Here is a 14843-nt window from a genome sequence, read left to right on the forward strand (position 1 = left end):
TGTAGCTTTAGGCTACAGTAATATTTGCAAACTTACGTTTACCTACTTGGTAAATAGCGGTTGTTCCTTTTGCTACTTCCAATTTGGTATCGGTAATTTTTTCTTCGCCGTTAAGCTTTACTGCGCCTTGTTTGATCATACGCATGGCCTCTGAAGTACTCGCCACTAAGCCAGCTTCTTTTAGCAAGTTAGCAATTAGAATAGTGTCTTCATCAATGTTAACTGTCAGCTCTGGAATTTCATCAGGTAGTGCTTTTTTCTGAAAACGCTGAATAAAGTCATCATGAGCAGCTTGCGCATCGGCTTCGCTATGGAAACGTGCAATTAACTCTTTCGCTAATTCAATCTTAATATCGCGCGGGTTAGTGCCTTGCTCTACACGCTGTTTTTGCGCTGCAATTTGCTCAATAGAAAGGCTACTTAGCAAGTCATAGTAACGCCACATTAGTACATCACTAATTGACATGATTTTACCAAACATGTCGCTAGGCGTATCAGTAATACCTATGTAGTTTCCTAGTGACTTTGACATTTTCTGAACGCCATCAGTCCCTTCAAGTAAAGGCATCATTAGTACGGTTTGAGGTTTTTGACCTTCATCTTTTTGCAGCTCACGACCCATTAATAGGTTAAAGCGTTGATCGGTGCCGCCTAGCTCAACATCAGACTCAAGTGCAACTGAATCCCAACCCTGTACTAGTGGATATAAAAACTCATGGATTGCGATAGATTGACCGCCAGCATAGCGCTTTTTAAAGTCATCACGCTCAAGCATGCGTGCCACAGTTTGGCGCGCTGCCAATTTTATCATTCCAGCCGCGCCCAACTTCTCCATCCACGTAGAGTTAAAAGCAACAGTTGTTTTAGCTGGGTCTAAAATTTTGAAAACCTGTTCTTTATAGGTTTCAGCATTAGCAAGCACATCATCACGAGTCAGTGGCTTACGGGTAACATTTTTGCCCGTTGGATCGCCTATCATACCGGTAAAGTCACCAATTAAGAAAATAACCTCATGACCTAAATCTTGAAAGGTTTTCATTTTATTAATTAGTACAGTGTGACCTAGGTGCAAATCTGGAGCCGTAGGATCGAAACCAGCTTTAATTTTTAGCTTTTTCCCCGACTTTAATTTTTCAACCAACTCATCTTCAATTAATATCTCTTCTGCACCGCGTTTTATCTCTGCTAGAGCGGTTTGTAAATCCACTGTGTGTTACTCCAAAAAATTCTGACAACGAAGGGGGTGTATATGCTCACGATTTATTGCTAGCGCGTTTTAACAAAACAAATAAAACTATTTAGCTAACATAACAAATTTCCACTTAATTAGAACAACTTTTTTAACTAATCGCTGCACCAACTAAAATGCAGGGCGTACGTTCTAAAATGGGATATAAAAGAGCGATTAATAATACACTAAAGGTGTTTATAAAAGCCAAAAAAACAGTTTGTAAATTAATCACTTCTCGCTATTAAATCGTTTTAAAAGCTAATTTAACATTACGATGAAAAAGCAAAGTATCCAAGGATATAAAATAGTGCTGTTATTCAACTTTAAACACAAACAGCCTGAATACCCTATGATTTTAGCTTAATTTAACGCGAGTTTAAATCTACAAAATACTAGTATTCATAGATTATTCGTTATATCCTGCAATATAATCTATTTATTATCTTGACAGCAGAAAAAGGCACGTTATGGTCCACGTGGTTAACACGCTCCCCAAAAAACACAAAATGCTTATTCTAGGTTTGGTTTCTGCTATTGTTGCCTTAGCCTTTTTACCTTCTGAAAAAGCCACTGCATCCAAAGACAATAGCGAGAACACGCTAGAAATTGGTAAGCGTTACGAATTACAAATAAAAGTAGGTGAAAACGAAAAACTCACCGACTTAAATTCAGAGCATGCAGCGCAAAAACTTCCAGAATATGATTTTGTCGATCACCTTGTTAAAAATGGTGACAATTTAGCGAACATTTTTAAGCGCGCTGGTTTTTCTGCGCAAACGCTTTACAAACTGGTTAACACAAATGCTGAAACACGCAAGCTTACCAAAATTCATCCAGGTGAAACACTAAGCTTTGCTACTGCAAAAGATGGTTCGTTGGCTCAGTTACGTTACGTTATATCTAAAACAGATACCTTATATGTCACCCTTAATGACGAAGGCCAATACGATACTTCAATTGACAGCAAAGAAATAGAAACACTGAGCAAAACCGCCGGTGGGGAAATTTCTAGCAGTTTTTGGACGTCAGCGATCGCTGCAGGTTTAAGTGAACGCCAAATCATGAACTTTGCCGATATATTTGGTTGGGACGTGGATTTTGCAAATGACATCCGTAAAGGTGATGAATTTGGCTTAATATATGAATCTCATTTTGTTGACGGTGAATTTATTGGCACCGGTAAAATTATTGCCGCAGAATTTATAAACCAAGGCGAACGTTACACAGCAATTCGACACACAGACGGTAATTTTTATACCCCTGAAGGGCGTAGTATGAAAAAAGCCTTCTTACGTGCACCTGTTAACTTTAAATATATTAGCTCAAGCTTTAATCCTCGCCGCTTACACCCTGTTACAGGACAAGTAAAAGCACACCGAGGTATTGACTACGCTGCGCGTACAGGCACGCCTGTTGTATCATCAGGTAATGGTAAAGTTATCAAAGCGGGCTACAGTAAATATAACGGTAATTACGTATTTATAAGCCACGGTACACAATACGTTACTAAGTACTTGCACCTTAACAAACGCCTAGTTAGAACAGGGCAAAAAATCAAACAAGGTGAGAAAATTGGTACTGTAGGCTCAACAGGTCGAGTAACTGGGGCACATTTACATTATGAGTTTTTAGTTAACGGTGTTCATCGTAATCCCAAAACTGTGAAACTACCTAAATCTGAGCCATTACCACGCTCAGAGCTTGCTAAGTTTAAGCCTATTGCTGATAACTTTATTGCGCAACTTGAGCGTAACAGAGAACTTCAGTTGGCACTTAAATAAAGAGTTTAATAATTAAATAAAAAAGCCTTTGCAGGGATAACCCGCAAAGGCTTTTTTGTATGTGATGATTATACCAACCAGCATAGATATTTGAATAGTTTCACGAATTACCCCTTATATCTAAGCCGCTTGGTGCTAAATTTCAGAGTTAATTTACGAGTACATAAATAAGCTGCACAACCAAAGAGATCATCACCAGTGGCCAAATATACTTACTGTATTTAGTGGCGCTCTCAAGCCCTATTTTACTTTGGTATTTTTCCAGTAACGGAATAATGATCACCAAAGCAATGACCAAGCTAATTAAAATAACAAATATGTTCATATCATCACCCTACACCAGGTTATGGTAAAGCGCAGCCTTTCGCGCTGATATATAGCTCATACCAATGCTCACGACTTAAGTTAAAATTAACCGCATCACAGGATGCTTTTATACGCTCTATATTAGTAGTGCCAATAATTGGTTGAATTGATGCTGGGTGGCGCAACAACCATGCTAATACGATAGCTTCTGCTGTTGTACCATAAAGTATGGCAAGCTTACTGACTAAAATACTGGTATTAATATCTGCAGGCGAGGCCTTTGATAAATCACCACCAGAGTATAAGCCTTGGCATAAACTGCCCCAACTTTGAATCTGAATTTCATGCTCACGGCAATATTCAATATTGCCTGGGGTAAAGTTAATATCCTTGCCATCGGCATTACCCACATAAACGCCTTCATCAACCCATTGATGTTTTTGTAAACTCGCTTCGATTTGATTTGCCACAATCGGCATATCTAAAGCGCGTTGCAAAAACCGTATTTGATATTGCGACATATTAGACACCGCAAAATGACGCACTTTGCCACTTTCTTTTAAACAACTAAATACTTGTGCAACTTCCTCTACTTCCATTAAAGGATCTGGGCGATGCAGCATAAGTATATCTAAATATTCGGTATTTAATCGCTTTAATGAGCCCTCTACTGAGCGCTCAATCCAATCAGCTGAAAAGTCATAACGTTGTGGGTTTTTATCATCAGCAAAGCGAATACCACACTTAGACTGAATATACATTTTCTCTCTAAGTTCAGGTCGCTCAGCCAGAGCTTGACCAAAAACATGTTCGGCTTTGCCTAAGGTATAAATATCAGCATGATCGAAAAAATTAATTCCGCCTTCAATGGCGGCATCTATGCATGAATGAGTTTGTTGTAAATGCGCACTGGTAATCGCATCTTTATTCCATGCGCCTCCCAAACCCATACAGCCGAAAACAAGTTTGCTTACATTCGGGAGATATTTTGCCAATGGAGTATGATGCATACCAGTAACCTTTAAGAATTTATATGAAGAATAGCTACTTTAAACAAAAAACCCTATACAAGAAACCGCTTAAGTCAAAACAGTGAATATTATGCAAAAAAAAGCGCAGTAAACTGCGCTAATAGGTTGAGTCTAAATTATATTTAACCCACAAGAGCGAGTAAAATACCTGCCGCAACAGCACTACCAAGCACCCCTGCAACATTAGGCCCCATGGCATGCATTAATAAGAAGTTATGCGGGTTATTTTCAAGCCCAACCTTATTAACAACACGTGCTGCCATAGGCACAGCGGATACACCCGCAGCACCAATTAATGGGTTTATGGGGGTTTTTGATATCTTATTTAAGCCTTTAGCCATAAATACACCTGAGGCTGTACCAATAGCAAACGCCAGTGCACCCAGTACCAAAATACCAATAGTTTCTACTGTTAAGAACTGCTCGGCAGCAAGTTTAGAGCCCACTGCAAGTCCTAGAAATATAGTGGTGATATTAATGATTTCGTTTTGCGCACTGTTGCTGAGCCTATCAACTACACCCGACTCACGCATTAAGTTACCTAAACAGAACATACCAACCAGCGGAATTGCCGCAGGTAAGAATATAGCAGTTAAGGTAAGCACCATCAGTGGGAAAATAATTTTTTCCTTTTTAGATACTTTACGCAGTTCTGGCATTTGAATTTTACGTTCTTCAGGCGTTGTAAACGCACGCATAATAGGTGGCTGAATAATAGGAACCAACGCCATGTACGAGTACGCAGCCACCGCTATAGCGCCCAGTAAATCTGGGGCCAGCTTTGACGCTAAAAAGATAGCGGTTGGCCCATCTGCACCACCAATAATCGCAATTGCAGAAGCATCTTGTAAGCTAAATTCAAATCCCGGAATAAAGTTAAGTAAAATAGCGCCAAATAACGTCGCAAAAATACCAAACTGCGCTGCCGCACCTAATAGCAACATACGCGGGTTGGCAATCAGGGCACTAAAATCAGTTAAGGCCCCCACTCCCATAAATATTAATAGCGGAAAAATACCGGTATCAATACCAACATAATAAACATAGTAAAGTAAGCCACCTGGATATGATAAACCAGCTACTGGAATATTAGTTAAAATAGCTCCGAAACCAATGGGCAGTAGCAATAACGGCTCAAAGTTTTTGGCAATTGCTAAAAATAATAGCAAACAACCAACGGCAATCATGATCAGCCCAGGAAATGTAAAGTTAGCAATGCCTGTGGCATGCCAGAGGTTTAAAATACCATCCATCCTCTATTTACTCCTTAAGCTAGTGCAATCATTGCATCGCCGGTTGACACTGAATCGCCCTCAGAAACAAGCACCTCAGCAATCGTACCGGTATGCATGGCGCGTACTTCGGTTTCCATTTTCATGGCTTCCATAATAATTACCACATCACCTTCATTGACTACCTGACCGGGTTTTACTTTAATTTTAAAAATATTACCGGCCAGTGGTGCATTTAGAGTTTCACCCGAGGCAACCGATGCTGACTGTGGAATATGCTCTGAGTCTTTTAACGTCACCTCTTTAAGCTCACCACCTTGAGCAACCACGACATCGTATACTTTACCGTCTACTTTAACGCTGTATTGTTCTGCCTTAACGCTTTTATTGTTTGCCGCTGATTTTTCAGGTGCTTTATTGGCGTTATCATCAGCGCTAGGAACAGGCTCAAATGCATCAGGATTGTTACGGTTTTTAATAAATTTCAAACCAATCTGTGGAAATAATGCATAGGTAAGCACATCATCAATTTGCTCATCGGCTAAAGTTAGCCCTTGCTCCTGCGCAAGCTTGCTTAACTCAGCTTCTAAAGTTTCAAGTTCAGGTTTAATAATATCTGCAGGGCGACAGGTAATTGCTTCACTGCCATCAAGTACGCGCTCTTGAAGCTCTTTATTCATTGGTGCAGGTGTTGAACCATACTCACCTTTTAATACGCCAGCAGTTTCTTTGGTAATGGTTTTATAACGCTCACCAGTGAGTACATTTAATACCGCTTGAGTACCAACAATTTGTGAGGTAGGTGTAACGAGTGGAATAAAGCCTAAATCTTCACGTACTCGTGGAATTTCAAGTAGCACTTCGTTTAGTTTATCAGCAGCACCTTGCTCTTTAAGCTGGTTTTCCATGTTAGTTAACATACCACCTGGCACTTGGGCTAATAAAATTCGGCCATCAACACCTTTTAAGCTGCCTTCGAACGCAGCGTACTTTTTACGTACGTCTCTAAAGTAAGCGGCAATTTCTTCTAGATGGTTTAAATCAAGCTCGGTATCACGCTCGGTCCCTTCAACGATTGCAGCAATTGTTTCAGTTGCTGAATGGCCATAAGTCATGCTCATAGACGATACAGCAGTGTCGAGCATATCAATGCCGGCATCAATCGCTTTTTGATAAGTAGCGGTGCTTAAACCCGTTGTTGCATGGCATTGCATAGCAATAGGTATGGAAACCGTTTCTTTTAACGCTTTAATGAGTTCTTCTGCATCGTAAGGCTTAAGCAATCCCGCCATATCTTTAATACAAATAGAATGACAACCTAATTCTTCTAGCTGCTTAGCAAGTGTTAACCACATATCTAATGTATGTACAGGGCTTACTGTGTAAGAAATTGTACCTTGCGCATGTGCCCCTACTTTAACCGCCGCTTTTATGGCTGTTTCCAAATTACGTACATCATTCATGGCATCAAAAATACGAAATACGTCTACGCCATTTTTGTGGGCGCGCTCAACAAACTTCTCAACCACATCATCAGCATAATGGCGATATCCCAATAAGTTCTGACCACGAAGTAGCATTTGCTGTGGTGTATTTGGCATCGCTTTTTTAAGCGCGCGAATACGCTCCCATGGATCTTCACCTAAATAACGAATACATGAATCAAAGGTAGCTCCACCCCAAGATTCTATAGACCAATATCCTGCGTCATCAATTTTTTTTGCAATAGGTAACATGTCGTCTAATCGCATGCGGGTAGCTAAGAGCGACTGATGTGCGTCACGAAGTACGAGTTCTGTTATTTTTAATTTAGCCATTGGTATGCTCCTCTAATTATTATTTGTTTTGTACTGAGCAATGGCAGCACTAATTGCAGCGATGTGCTCATTTGGCACACCTTGAGATTTAAAAGATGGTGTTCTCTGTGATGTTTCTAGTTCTGGCTGAGAAAACTTGCTAGCCAGCTTAGACATGAGTGTCACTGCACCAATCAATAAAGAAAGAAATACAAACACACCCACCATGCCTGTTAGCATTAAATTGCCTGCAGTTGTGAGTAAAGCCCCTATATCCATAATTCTCCCCTGTTTAAAACCAAATACATAAAAAATCAGTTTATTTAAATAACTATTCACCAATAGTAACAAAAACTATTCTTTTGTCTACACGTTGTAAATTGGTAAAACCAATTAATCTAAAAGTAACATATCACCAATAAGGTTAACACCACCTAAAATAGCTTATTTAACCCAGATATATAGATGCTAAAAATGTTCGTTATAAACAAAGAATATATAAAAACACTAATACTTTGTAAAAACACATATAAAACAAACCTATTGTGCTAACCCACTAATAACCTTCAAAACAAATGTTAATTGGTCTTACCAAAATAAAAACAGCAACAACTATTTATTATCTCATCAGAGACAACCGTGAATAAGTTACCGATAAGATCGTAAAAATTACCAACTCAATATAAAGCCAATCGCGAAAAATTAAAACAAACCATTGATTTAAAACAAAATAAAATACTGGCACATTACTCGCTTATATAAAAACAACACTTTAACACTTAGATAAATCAAGGAGATGACAATGTTACGCTGGACAATTACATTTTTGGTGATCGCACTAATCGCAGCCGTTTTAGGATTTGGTGGTATTGCAGGAGCCGCAGCAGGAATTGCTAAGATCATATTTTTTATCTTTTTAGTTTTACTGGTTATTTCACTTGTCTCTGGCGCTTTACGTGGTAAAAGCCCCAGGTAGATAAGAAACAACGAACTCTCTTTTTAAATTTATATACAAGGAATTACATTATGAAATCATCAACACTTAAAGCAGCAGCTATTGGTCTATTCGCAAGTGCATTTATTATGGGTTGTGAAGACAATCATGCAGAAGAAGCCGGTGAGCGTATTGACGAAGCCGTGACAGATGTTCAAAACAAGGTAGAAGATACCTGTGAAGAAGTAAAAGAAGGCGTTAATGCCGAAGAGACAAATTGCTAATATTATTTATTTAGCTAAGAAACGACCTACGGGTCGTTTTTTTATGCCTAAAATATAAATAGTTTCTAGTCATTTCCCCTTTTAAGCTTCGCATTAAGCTAAAATAATAAAAAATAGCTTTTAAGTGCAAACACATGGTCTTTACAACAACTTATAAACTCGATAAACCTTATTTTTATGAATGCTTCGACCAATCGCTGCCTTATAGTAAGCGTGCACAACCTAAATACTTTTTATTGGCGCTACTTGTGGTTTTAGGATTATTTGGCATTTATGGTTTAGGCGATCATTACCTTGGTACATTCTTGCTTATGTTAGCTTTACTTGAGTGCATTGCTTTTTATTATCGCCGCCCTTGGTGGGTAACAAGGCAAATGCTTAGCAGAGCGTCAGGCTCTGAAGTAACCCTTACCTTCGACGAGGACGGAATAAAATCAACCAATCATTACAAGAATTACCAGTTAGCTTGGCACGACATTAATGAAGTAATTACTACAGATTGCGGCCTATTGTTAAAAAGTAAAAGCGGTATGCAATACATTTCTAAGGCAATACTCGACGAAGAAACGATTGATTTTATACACAAAAAAGCCACTCAATGAGTGGCTTTTACAAATGTCATAGTTATTAACTAGCACATTTTATACTATGTTGATTAAGCATTGCCCGGATTAGGGTTAGACTTTTCAGCTTGTATGCGCATGTAAATTTCTTCACGATGAACTGATACGTCTTTAGGTGCGTTAACACCGATACGAACTTGATTTCCTTTAACACCCAGAACAGTAACGGTTACTTCGTCACCAATCATCAGGGTCTCGCCTACTCTACGAGTTAGTATTAGCATTCTCTTGCTCCCATGTTCCAATAAAATTATAAGATTCCGCACACACATTTTAATTAAAATTAGACTAAAAAGTAAGTAAAAACTCTCAATCTATTCATTTTCTGTTAAAAATGTCTTATGTAATGCACGAACAGCCAGCTCGAGGTATTTTTCATCTATTAAAACTGAAATCTTTATCTCTGAGGTTGAAACAAACATCACATCAATATTCTCTTGTGCTAACGAATCAAAAAATAAACTCGCTACCCCAGAATGAGATTTCATCCCCATACCTACAGCTGACACTTTCGCCACATTAGTTAATCCGTCAATTGCCTGTGCGTCAAATTGCTGTTGCTCAGCCGTTAACAAATCAAGTGCGTTTAAATAATCATTTAAATGCACAGTAAAAGCATAGTCGACTTTTTCAACTTTATGATTAATTTGATTAATCATATCTATTTCGATGCCATTATCTGCAAAAAGTTTCAAAATTTTTGCAAGCGCTTTAGTGCCTTGCGGTACTCCATGTACCTTAATCAAACACTCGTCTCGATTAAATGCAATACCCGACACAACGTTACTCGCCACATCGCTCTCCTCAAAACTAATTAATGTACCTTCATCAGGTTTAAAGCTAGATAACACTCTTAATGGTACATTGTGCTTACCAGCCGACTCTACAGAGCGAATATGTAGCACTTTAGCACCTAAACTAGCCAGCTCAAGCATTTCGGCAAAGGTTACATGGCTTAAACGTCGTGCATTAGGTTCAATACGAGGATCTGTTGTATATACGCCATCAACATCAGTATAGATCTGACATTCATCCGCTTTTATTGCACCCGCTATTTCAACCGCAGAGGTATCGGTGCCACCACGCCCAAGCGTAGTCACGTTGCCCTCAATATCGCGTCCTTGAAAGCCGGCAATAATAGCAATACGGTTATGTTCAAGTTCATGTTTTAAACGCGTTGCAGCCACGTCTTCTACACGGGCTTTACCGAACATGTTATCGGTTAATATATTCACCTGATCGGCTAACAAGCTTACCGCAGAATGGCCGCGTTTAATAATCGCCATCGCTAATAAAGCTATAGAGACTTGTTCACCGGTACTGAGTAATACATCGAGTTCACGACTACTCGGGCGAGAGTCGATTTGTTTGGCAAGATTAATTAAGCGATTGGTTTCTCCCGACATTGCCGAAAGCACCACCACCACTTGGTGGCCTTGTTGCTTAGTTTTAACAACAAGGTCGGCGACCGCTTCAATACGCTCTATTGAGCCTACCGAAGTGCCGCCAAATTTTTGAACTATAAGTGCCACTTAAGCTTAAGTACGCTCAGTTAACCAAGCTGTTACGCTATCAAGTGCTGCAGTTAAGTTTTGTGGCTCAGAACCACCCGCTTGCGCCATATCTGGACGACCGCCGCCTTTACCACCTACTTGGCCTGCCATGTGGTTAACTAACTCACCCGCTTTTACTTTACCGGTTAAGTCTTTAGTTACACCCGCAATTAGGCTTACTTTATCACCGCTGGCAACACCTAAAGCAATAACGCCTGAGCCAATCTTATTTTTAAGATCATCAACCATGCCACGAAGCGCTTTTGATTCAGTTCCTTCAACGTTGGCAACTAACAATTTAACTCCATTAATTTCAACCACTGAATCAAGTAACGATGCACCTGCCGCACTGGCTAGTTTATCGTTAAGTTGGGCAACTTGCTTTTCAAGTCCTTTCGACTTTTCAAGTAATGCAGTTACTTTTTCAAGTACTGACGCACTGTCACCTTTTACAAGCGCTGCAACATCTGCTAATTGCTGTTCTTGTTCATTAACATAAGCGATTGCTTCTGCACCGGTTACCGCCTCAATACGACGAACACCGGCAGCAATACCGCTTTCAGATACAATTTTGAATAAACCAATGTCACCTGCACGCTCTACGTGTGTACCACCACAAAGCTCAATTGAGTAATCACCTATGGTTACTACACGTACTTCGTCATCGTACTTTTCGCCAAACAATGCCATAGCACCTTTTGCTTTAGCATCATCAATTGCCATTAGCTCAGTATTAAGTGCAAAGTTACGACGAATTTCGTCATTTACTACACGTTCAATTTCGCGCAGTTCTTGTTTGGTCACCGCTTCAAAATGTGAGAAGTCAAAACGCAGACGATCTGGCTGCACAAGTGAGCCTTTTTGCGATACGTGCTCACCTAAAAGCTGACGCAATGCTTCATGTAAAATGTGCGTAGCTGTGTGATTTTTCTTAATGCTTTCACGACGCGCATCGTCAATTGTCGCATCCACTTTATCGTTAACGCCAATACGCCCTTGTACTGTTCCATGATGAGCAAAAGCATTACCCAATTTAGTGGTATTCGTTACATTAAACTCACCACCGGCAACAGTAATTGTTCCGCTATCACCAATTTGGCCGCCTGATTCAGCGTAAAACGGAGTACGGTCTAAAACAATAATACCTTTCTGACCATCTTCTAATAACGATACAGATTCGCCACCGGCAAAAATCTCAATCACAGTGCCACGGTAATGATTGCTATCGTAGCCTTTAAAATCAGTGTGCTTATCTGATTTTAATTGCTCATTATAATCTGCACCAAATTTGCCCGCTTGCTGTGCTGTTTTACGTTGCACTGCCATACATGCTTCAAAACCTTGATGATCAATGGTCATTTGGCGTTCACGCGCTACATCAGCTGTTAAATCGGCAGGGAAACCATAGGTATCGTAAAGCTTAAATACTAAGTCACCTGGGATCACATCCCCGGTTAAATCACTTAGGCTTTCTTCTAAAATAGCTAAACCACGCTCAAGCGTTTTACCAAACTGCTCTTCTTCAATACGTAGTACTTTTTCAATAATTTCTTGTTGCTTAGCAAGCTCTGGGTACGCTTGACCCATTTGCTCAATAAGTGCAGCAACCAATTTATAGAAAAACGCGCCTTTAGCACCTAACTTATTACCGTGACGTACTGCACGACGAATAATACGACGCAATACATAACCACGGCCTTCATTTGATGGCATAACCCCATCTGAAATTAAAAACGCACACGAACGAATATGATCCGCCACCACGCGAAGCGACTTATCATCCATATCTTGTGCATTAGTAACGCTTGCAGCGGCGGCAATTAAGCCTTGGAATAAATCGATTTCGTAGTTTGAATGCACACCTTGTAAAATAGCTGAAATACGCTCAAGGCCCATACCAGTATCAACAGATTGCTTAGGAAGTGGCTCCATAGTCCCGTCGCTTTGACGGTTGTATTGCATAAATACTAAGTTCCAAATTTCAATGAAACGGTCGCCATCTTCTTCAGGAGTGCCCGGAGGACCACCCCAAATGTGCTCACCGTGATCATAAAATATTTCAGAACATGGACCACAAGGGCCAGTGTCACCCATAGACCAAAAATTATCGCTCGTTGCAATACGAATAATACGATCTTCAGGTAAGCCTATATCGTTAGCCCAGTAGCCAAAGGCTTCTTCGTCATCATGGTAAATGGTCACTAACAGCTTTTCTTTTGGTAGTTTTACAACCTCAGTTAAAAACTCCCACGCAAATTTAATTGCATCTTGCTTAAAGTAATCACCAAAGCTGAAATTACCTAGCATTTCGAAAAAGGTATGGTGACGTGCTGTGTAACCAACATTTTCTAAATCGTTGTGTTTACCACCAGCACGCACACAACGCTGAGAGCTAGTTGCGCGTGTATAAGGGCGGCTTTCGGCGCCTAAAAATACATCTTTAAATTGCACCATACCGGCATTATTAAATAACAACGTGGCATCGTTACCCGGTATAAGCGAACTAGAAGGAACAACTTGGTGTTGTTTGCTGGCAAAAAAGTCTAAAAACTGTTGCCTAATCTGTGCGGTAGTCATGTGCTGCATGTGAAAGTCTCACCTGTATTTACTGTGCTTGCATTGCAAAATTTATTTGATCATAGCTAAAACCTCGATACATTAAGTAGCGCACGCGCTTAGCTTTTTCTTTGTACTCGAGGTCTGCCGGTGTCGTTGAATATTTTTTGTTGTACGCTTCCTGCGCGAGCTCAAACCAATCTATTTCCAGCTCATCAACCACTGTTTCAAGCAGTGCTCTATCAATCCCTTTACTCATGGCCTCACTTTGAATTCGCTTTAAGCCATGGCATTTAAATATGTGTTTTCTGACAAACCCTTCACAGTAACGCTGCTCGTTAATAAAATTGTGCTTTTCACACCAATCAAGCAGGTTTTCTATGAACTCGTCGGTTGCTTCTCTTTGCTGTAACTTTTGGGTTAACTCACGGCGCGAATACTCTTGCCGACCAAGCAACCAAAGCACATAGTTTTTTAACTTTTGTTTTAACGTATCATCCATTAAGCGTCAAAGCGTCCGCTTTGCTCGCTACTTAAAGGCTTAATGTTACTGTCATCACTTGGTGGCACAACGGGCATAAAAATAGCCTGATAAGATACAAAGAAACTAATGTAGCAAATTGGCATTAAAATCAACAGCGGTAGTAGCGATAAGAACATCGACAACACCATTAATAATGCGCAAATAATACCATAAACACTTAATGGTAAAATATTATAATAAAACACCATAAACGAACTTTTTAAGGCATTTAAAATACGTTGCTCTTTATTAAAATAAACCAGCGGTACTGCGTAGGCAAACGAAGTAAAGTAAATAGAGAGCGCAATTAAAAACAATGCCACGTTAGCAAGCGAAATACTCTCAAGCATTTGACTAACAGCGGTGTTTGGATCTAGGCCAGGCTGTGTCATAACCGCCATTGCATCAGCAAATAACCCATTGGCGAGCAAGGCAATTAAAATACCGGCACCCATTTGATAAAGCGCTAAGCGAAATAAGCCTAACCGATTTCCTTTGGCTGAAAAGGGCTTCAAAATATCGGCTAACATAATTTTTCCGCCCTGCTGCTTGGTAAGCACGGCTTGATAAAAACCAGCGGTTAAAAATGGTGTAGCCAATGCTGCAGCTATTTGTAATACCGGCAAAAATAACGACAACAAGCCAACAATGCCAATAAACAAATGCATAAAAATAAAAGTTAATGGCTGAGTTTTAAAAATTAGCCAACCCGCTTTAAACCATTTTAATGCCGCATCAGCTTTAAAAATTCGTAATTGTGTAGACATACTTGCTCTTAATTAAAACAAAACACGCCGAGTATAACTCGGCGCTGGTTGGTATTACATAGGTGGCGGCGATAAATGCCGTTAATATTAGGGTCTGTTGCCCTTTACGGATTAAAATTTGTTCAAACTAGGGGCGATTTAATCGCGGCGCGAGGTTTGTAACCTAGTGGGCTAAGTAAAAACCGAGCAACAAAGAGTAAATCGCCCCTAGGCAGAACCCTTCGGG

Annotated in this window: 15 protein-coding genes; 4 read left to right on the plus strand and 11 right to left on the minus strand. The window is 39.9% G+C overall.

All coding sequences use genetic code 11. From position 1 onward, the window contains the following. Window positions 1-7 precede the first annotated feature (7 nt). Window positions 8-1207 carry a tyrosine--tRNA ligase gene (tyrS, locus tag AN392_RS17045; RefSeq protein ID WP_010390824.1) on the minus strand — a complete coding sequence of 400 codons (1200 nt, stop codon included), beginning with the start codon at window positions 1205-1207 and terminating at the stop codon, window positions 8-10. 491 nt (window positions 1208-1698) lie between these two features. On the opposite strand from tyrS, the gene AN392_RS17050 reads away from it, so the two are divergent. Next, on the plus strand, window positions 1699-3012 hold the full coding sequence (locus tag AN392_RS17050; RefSeq protein ID WP_010390821.1) for a peptidoglycan DD-metalloendopeptidase family protein: 1314 nt from the start codon (window positions 1699-1701) through the stop codon (window positions 3010-3012). Window positions 3013-3160: 148 nt separating this feature from the next. Here AN392_RS17050 and AN392_RS18670 read toward each other — a convergent pair whose 3' ends face one another. The 5 genes from AN392_RS18670 to AN392_RS17070 all read right to left on the minus strand — a co-directional run bounded on the left by AN392_RS18670 (window position 3161) and on the right by AN392_RS17070 (window position 7656). Then, the gene (locus AN392_RS18670; protein WP_171039121.1) at window positions 3161-3337 is read right to left on the minus strand and encodes a hypothetical protein; all 177 of its coding nucleotides are present in this window, start codon (window positions 3335-3337) and stop codon (window positions 3161-3163) included. A gap of 19 nt (window positions 3338-3356) precedes the next feature. Then, window positions 3357-4328, minus strand: coding sequence for an aldo/keto reductase family oxidoreductase (locus AN392_RS17055; protein WP_055013355.1), 972 nt, complete (start codon window positions 4326-4328; stop codon window positions 3357-3359). A 143-nt stretch (window positions 4329-4471) separates the two neighbouring features. Then, window positions 4472-5602, minus strand: coding sequence for a sodium ion-translocating decarboxylase subunit beta (locus AN392_RS17060; protein ID WP_055013356.1), 1131 nt, complete (start codon window positions 5600-5602; stop codon window positions 4472-4474). Window positions 5603-5616: 14 nt separating this feature from the next. Beyond that, on the minus strand, window positions 5617-7398 hold the full coding sequence (oadA, locus tag AN392_RS17065) for a sodium-extruding oxaloacetate decarboxylase subunit alpha (protein ID WP_055013357.1): 1782 nt from the start codon (window positions 7396-7398) through the stop codon (window positions 5617-5619). Window positions 7399-7410: 12 nt separating this feature from the next. Further along, complete coding sequence (locus tag AN392_RS17070) at window positions 7411-7656, minus strand: OadG family protein (RefSeq protein WP_054202263.1); 246 nt, start codon at window positions 7654-7656, stop codon at window positions 7411-7413. A gap of 523 nt (window positions 7657-8179) precedes the next feature. Here AN392_RS17070 and AN392_RS18535 point away from each other — a divergent pair. From AN392_RS18535 to AN392_RS17080, 3 genes are all read left to right on the plus strand, one after another. After that, window positions 8180-8353: a DUF1328 domain-containing protein gene (locus AN392_RS18535; RefSeq protein WP_002961939.1), complete on the plus strand. Its 174-nt coding sequence runs from the start codon at window positions 8180-8182 to the stop codon at window positions 8351-8353. Window positions 8354-8403: 50 nt separating this feature from the next. Beyond that, complete coding sequence (locus AN392_RS17075; protein ID WP_008115136.1) at window positions 8404-8595, plus strand: hypothetical protein; 192 nt, start codon at window positions 8404-8406, stop codon at window positions 8593-8595. Window positions 8596-8729: 134 nt separating this feature from the next. After that, the gene (locus tag AN392_RS17080) at window positions 8730-9197 is read left to right on the plus strand and encodes a YcxB family protein (protein WP_010390812.1); all 468 of its coding nucleotides are present in this window, start codon (window positions 8730-8732) and stop codon (window positions 9195-9197) included. Between the two features lie 53 nt (window positions 9198-9250). On the opposite strand, the gene csrA is transcribed toward AN392_RS17080, so the two are convergent. The 5 genes from csrA to AN392_RS17105 all read right to left on the minus strand — a co-directional run bounded on the left by csrA (window position 9251) and on the right by AN392_RS17105 (window position 14617). Continuing rightward, window positions 9251-9442, minus strand: a complete 192-nt coding sequence (gene csrA, locus AN392_RS17085; RefSeq protein WP_004587515.1) for a carbon storage regulator CsrA — start codon at window positions 9440-9442, stop codon at window positions 9251-9253. Window positions 9443-9532: 90 nt separating this feature from the next. Next, window positions 9533-10750: an aspartate kinase gene (locus AN392_RS17090; protein ID WP_055013358.1), complete on the minus strand. Its 1218-nt coding sequence runs from the start codon at window positions 10748-10750 to the stop codon at window positions 9533-9535. Between the two features lie 6 nt (window positions 10751-10756). After that, complete coding sequence (gene alaS, locus AN392_RS17095; protein WP_055013359.1) at window positions 10757-13357, minus strand: alanine--tRNA ligase; 2601 nt, start codon at window positions 13355-13357, stop codon at window positions 10757-10759. A gap of 19 nt (window positions 13358-13376) precedes the next feature. Then, entirely contained in the window at window positions 13377-13829 is a 453-nt protein-coding gene (locus tag AN392_RS17100) for a regulatory protein RecX (protein ID WP_010390806.1), read from the minus strand. Beyond that, entirely contained in the window at window positions 13829-14617 is a 789-nt protein-coding gene (locus AN392_RS17105) for a BPSS1780 family membrane protein (protein WP_010390805.1), read from the minus strand. Before AN392_RS17105 ends, AN392_RS17100 begins: the two co-directional genes overlap by 1 nt. Between the last annotated feature and the right edge of the window lie 226 nt (window positions 14618-14843).

The organism is Pseudoalteromonas sp. P1-16-1b (assembly GCF_001401785.1).
Lineage (GTDB): Bacteria > Pseudomonadota > Gammaproteobacteria > Enterobacterales > Alteromonadaceae > Pseudoalteromonas > Pseudoalteromonas undina.

Bases quoted from the DNA above. Each gene is read 5' to 3' on its own strand.
- AN392_RS17050 (WP_010390821.1), top strand. From the start codon at position 1,699: ATGGTCCACGTGGTTAACACGCTCCCCAAAAAACACAAAATGCTTATT.
- AN392_RS18670 (WP_171039121.1), bottom strand. From the start codon at position 3,337: ATGAACATATTTGTTATTTTAATTAGCTTGGTCATTGCTTTGGTGATC.
- AN392_RS17055 (WP_055013355.1), bottom strand. From the start codon at position 4,328: ATGCATCATACTCCATTGGCAAAATATCTCCCGAATGTAAGCAAACTT.
- AN392_RS17060 (WP_055013356.1), bottom strand. From the start codon at position 5,602: ATGGATGGTATTTTAAACCTCTGGCATGCCACAGGCATTGCTAACTTT.
- oadA (WP_055013357.1), bottom strand. From the start codon at position 7,398: ATGGCTAAATTAAAAATAACAGAACTCGTACTTCGTGACGCACATCAG.
- AN392_RS17070 (WP_054202263.1), bottom strand. From the start codon at position 7,656: ATGGATATAGGGGCTTTACTCACAACTGCAGGCAATTTAATGCTAACA.
- AN392_RS18535 (WP_002961939.1), top strand. From the start codon at position 8,180: ATGTTACGCTGGACAATTACATTTTTGGTGATCGCACTAATCGCAGCC.
- AN392_RS17075 (WP_008115136.1), top strand. From the start codon at position 8,404: ATGAAATCATCAACACTTAAAGCAGCAGCTATTGGTCTATTCGCAAGT.
- AN392_RS17080 (WP_010390812.1), top strand. From the start codon at position 8,730: ATGGTCTTTACAACAACTTATAAACTCGATAAACCTTATTTTTATGAA.
- csrA (WP_004587515.1), bottom strand. From the start codon at position 9,442: ATGCTAATACTAACTCGTAGAGTAGGCGAGACCCTGATGATTGGTGAC.
- alaS (WP_055013359.1), bottom strand. From the start codon at position 13,357: ATGCAGCACATGACTACCGCACAGATTAGGCAACAGTTTTTAGACTTT.
- AN392_RS17100 (WP_010390806.1), bottom strand. From the start codon at position 13,829: ATGGATGATACGTTAAAACAAAAGTTAAAAAACTATGTGCTTTGGTTG.
- AN392_RS17105 (WP_010390805.1), bottom strand. From the start codon at position 14,617: ATGTCTACACAATTACGAATTTTTAAAGCTGATGCGGCATTAAAATGG.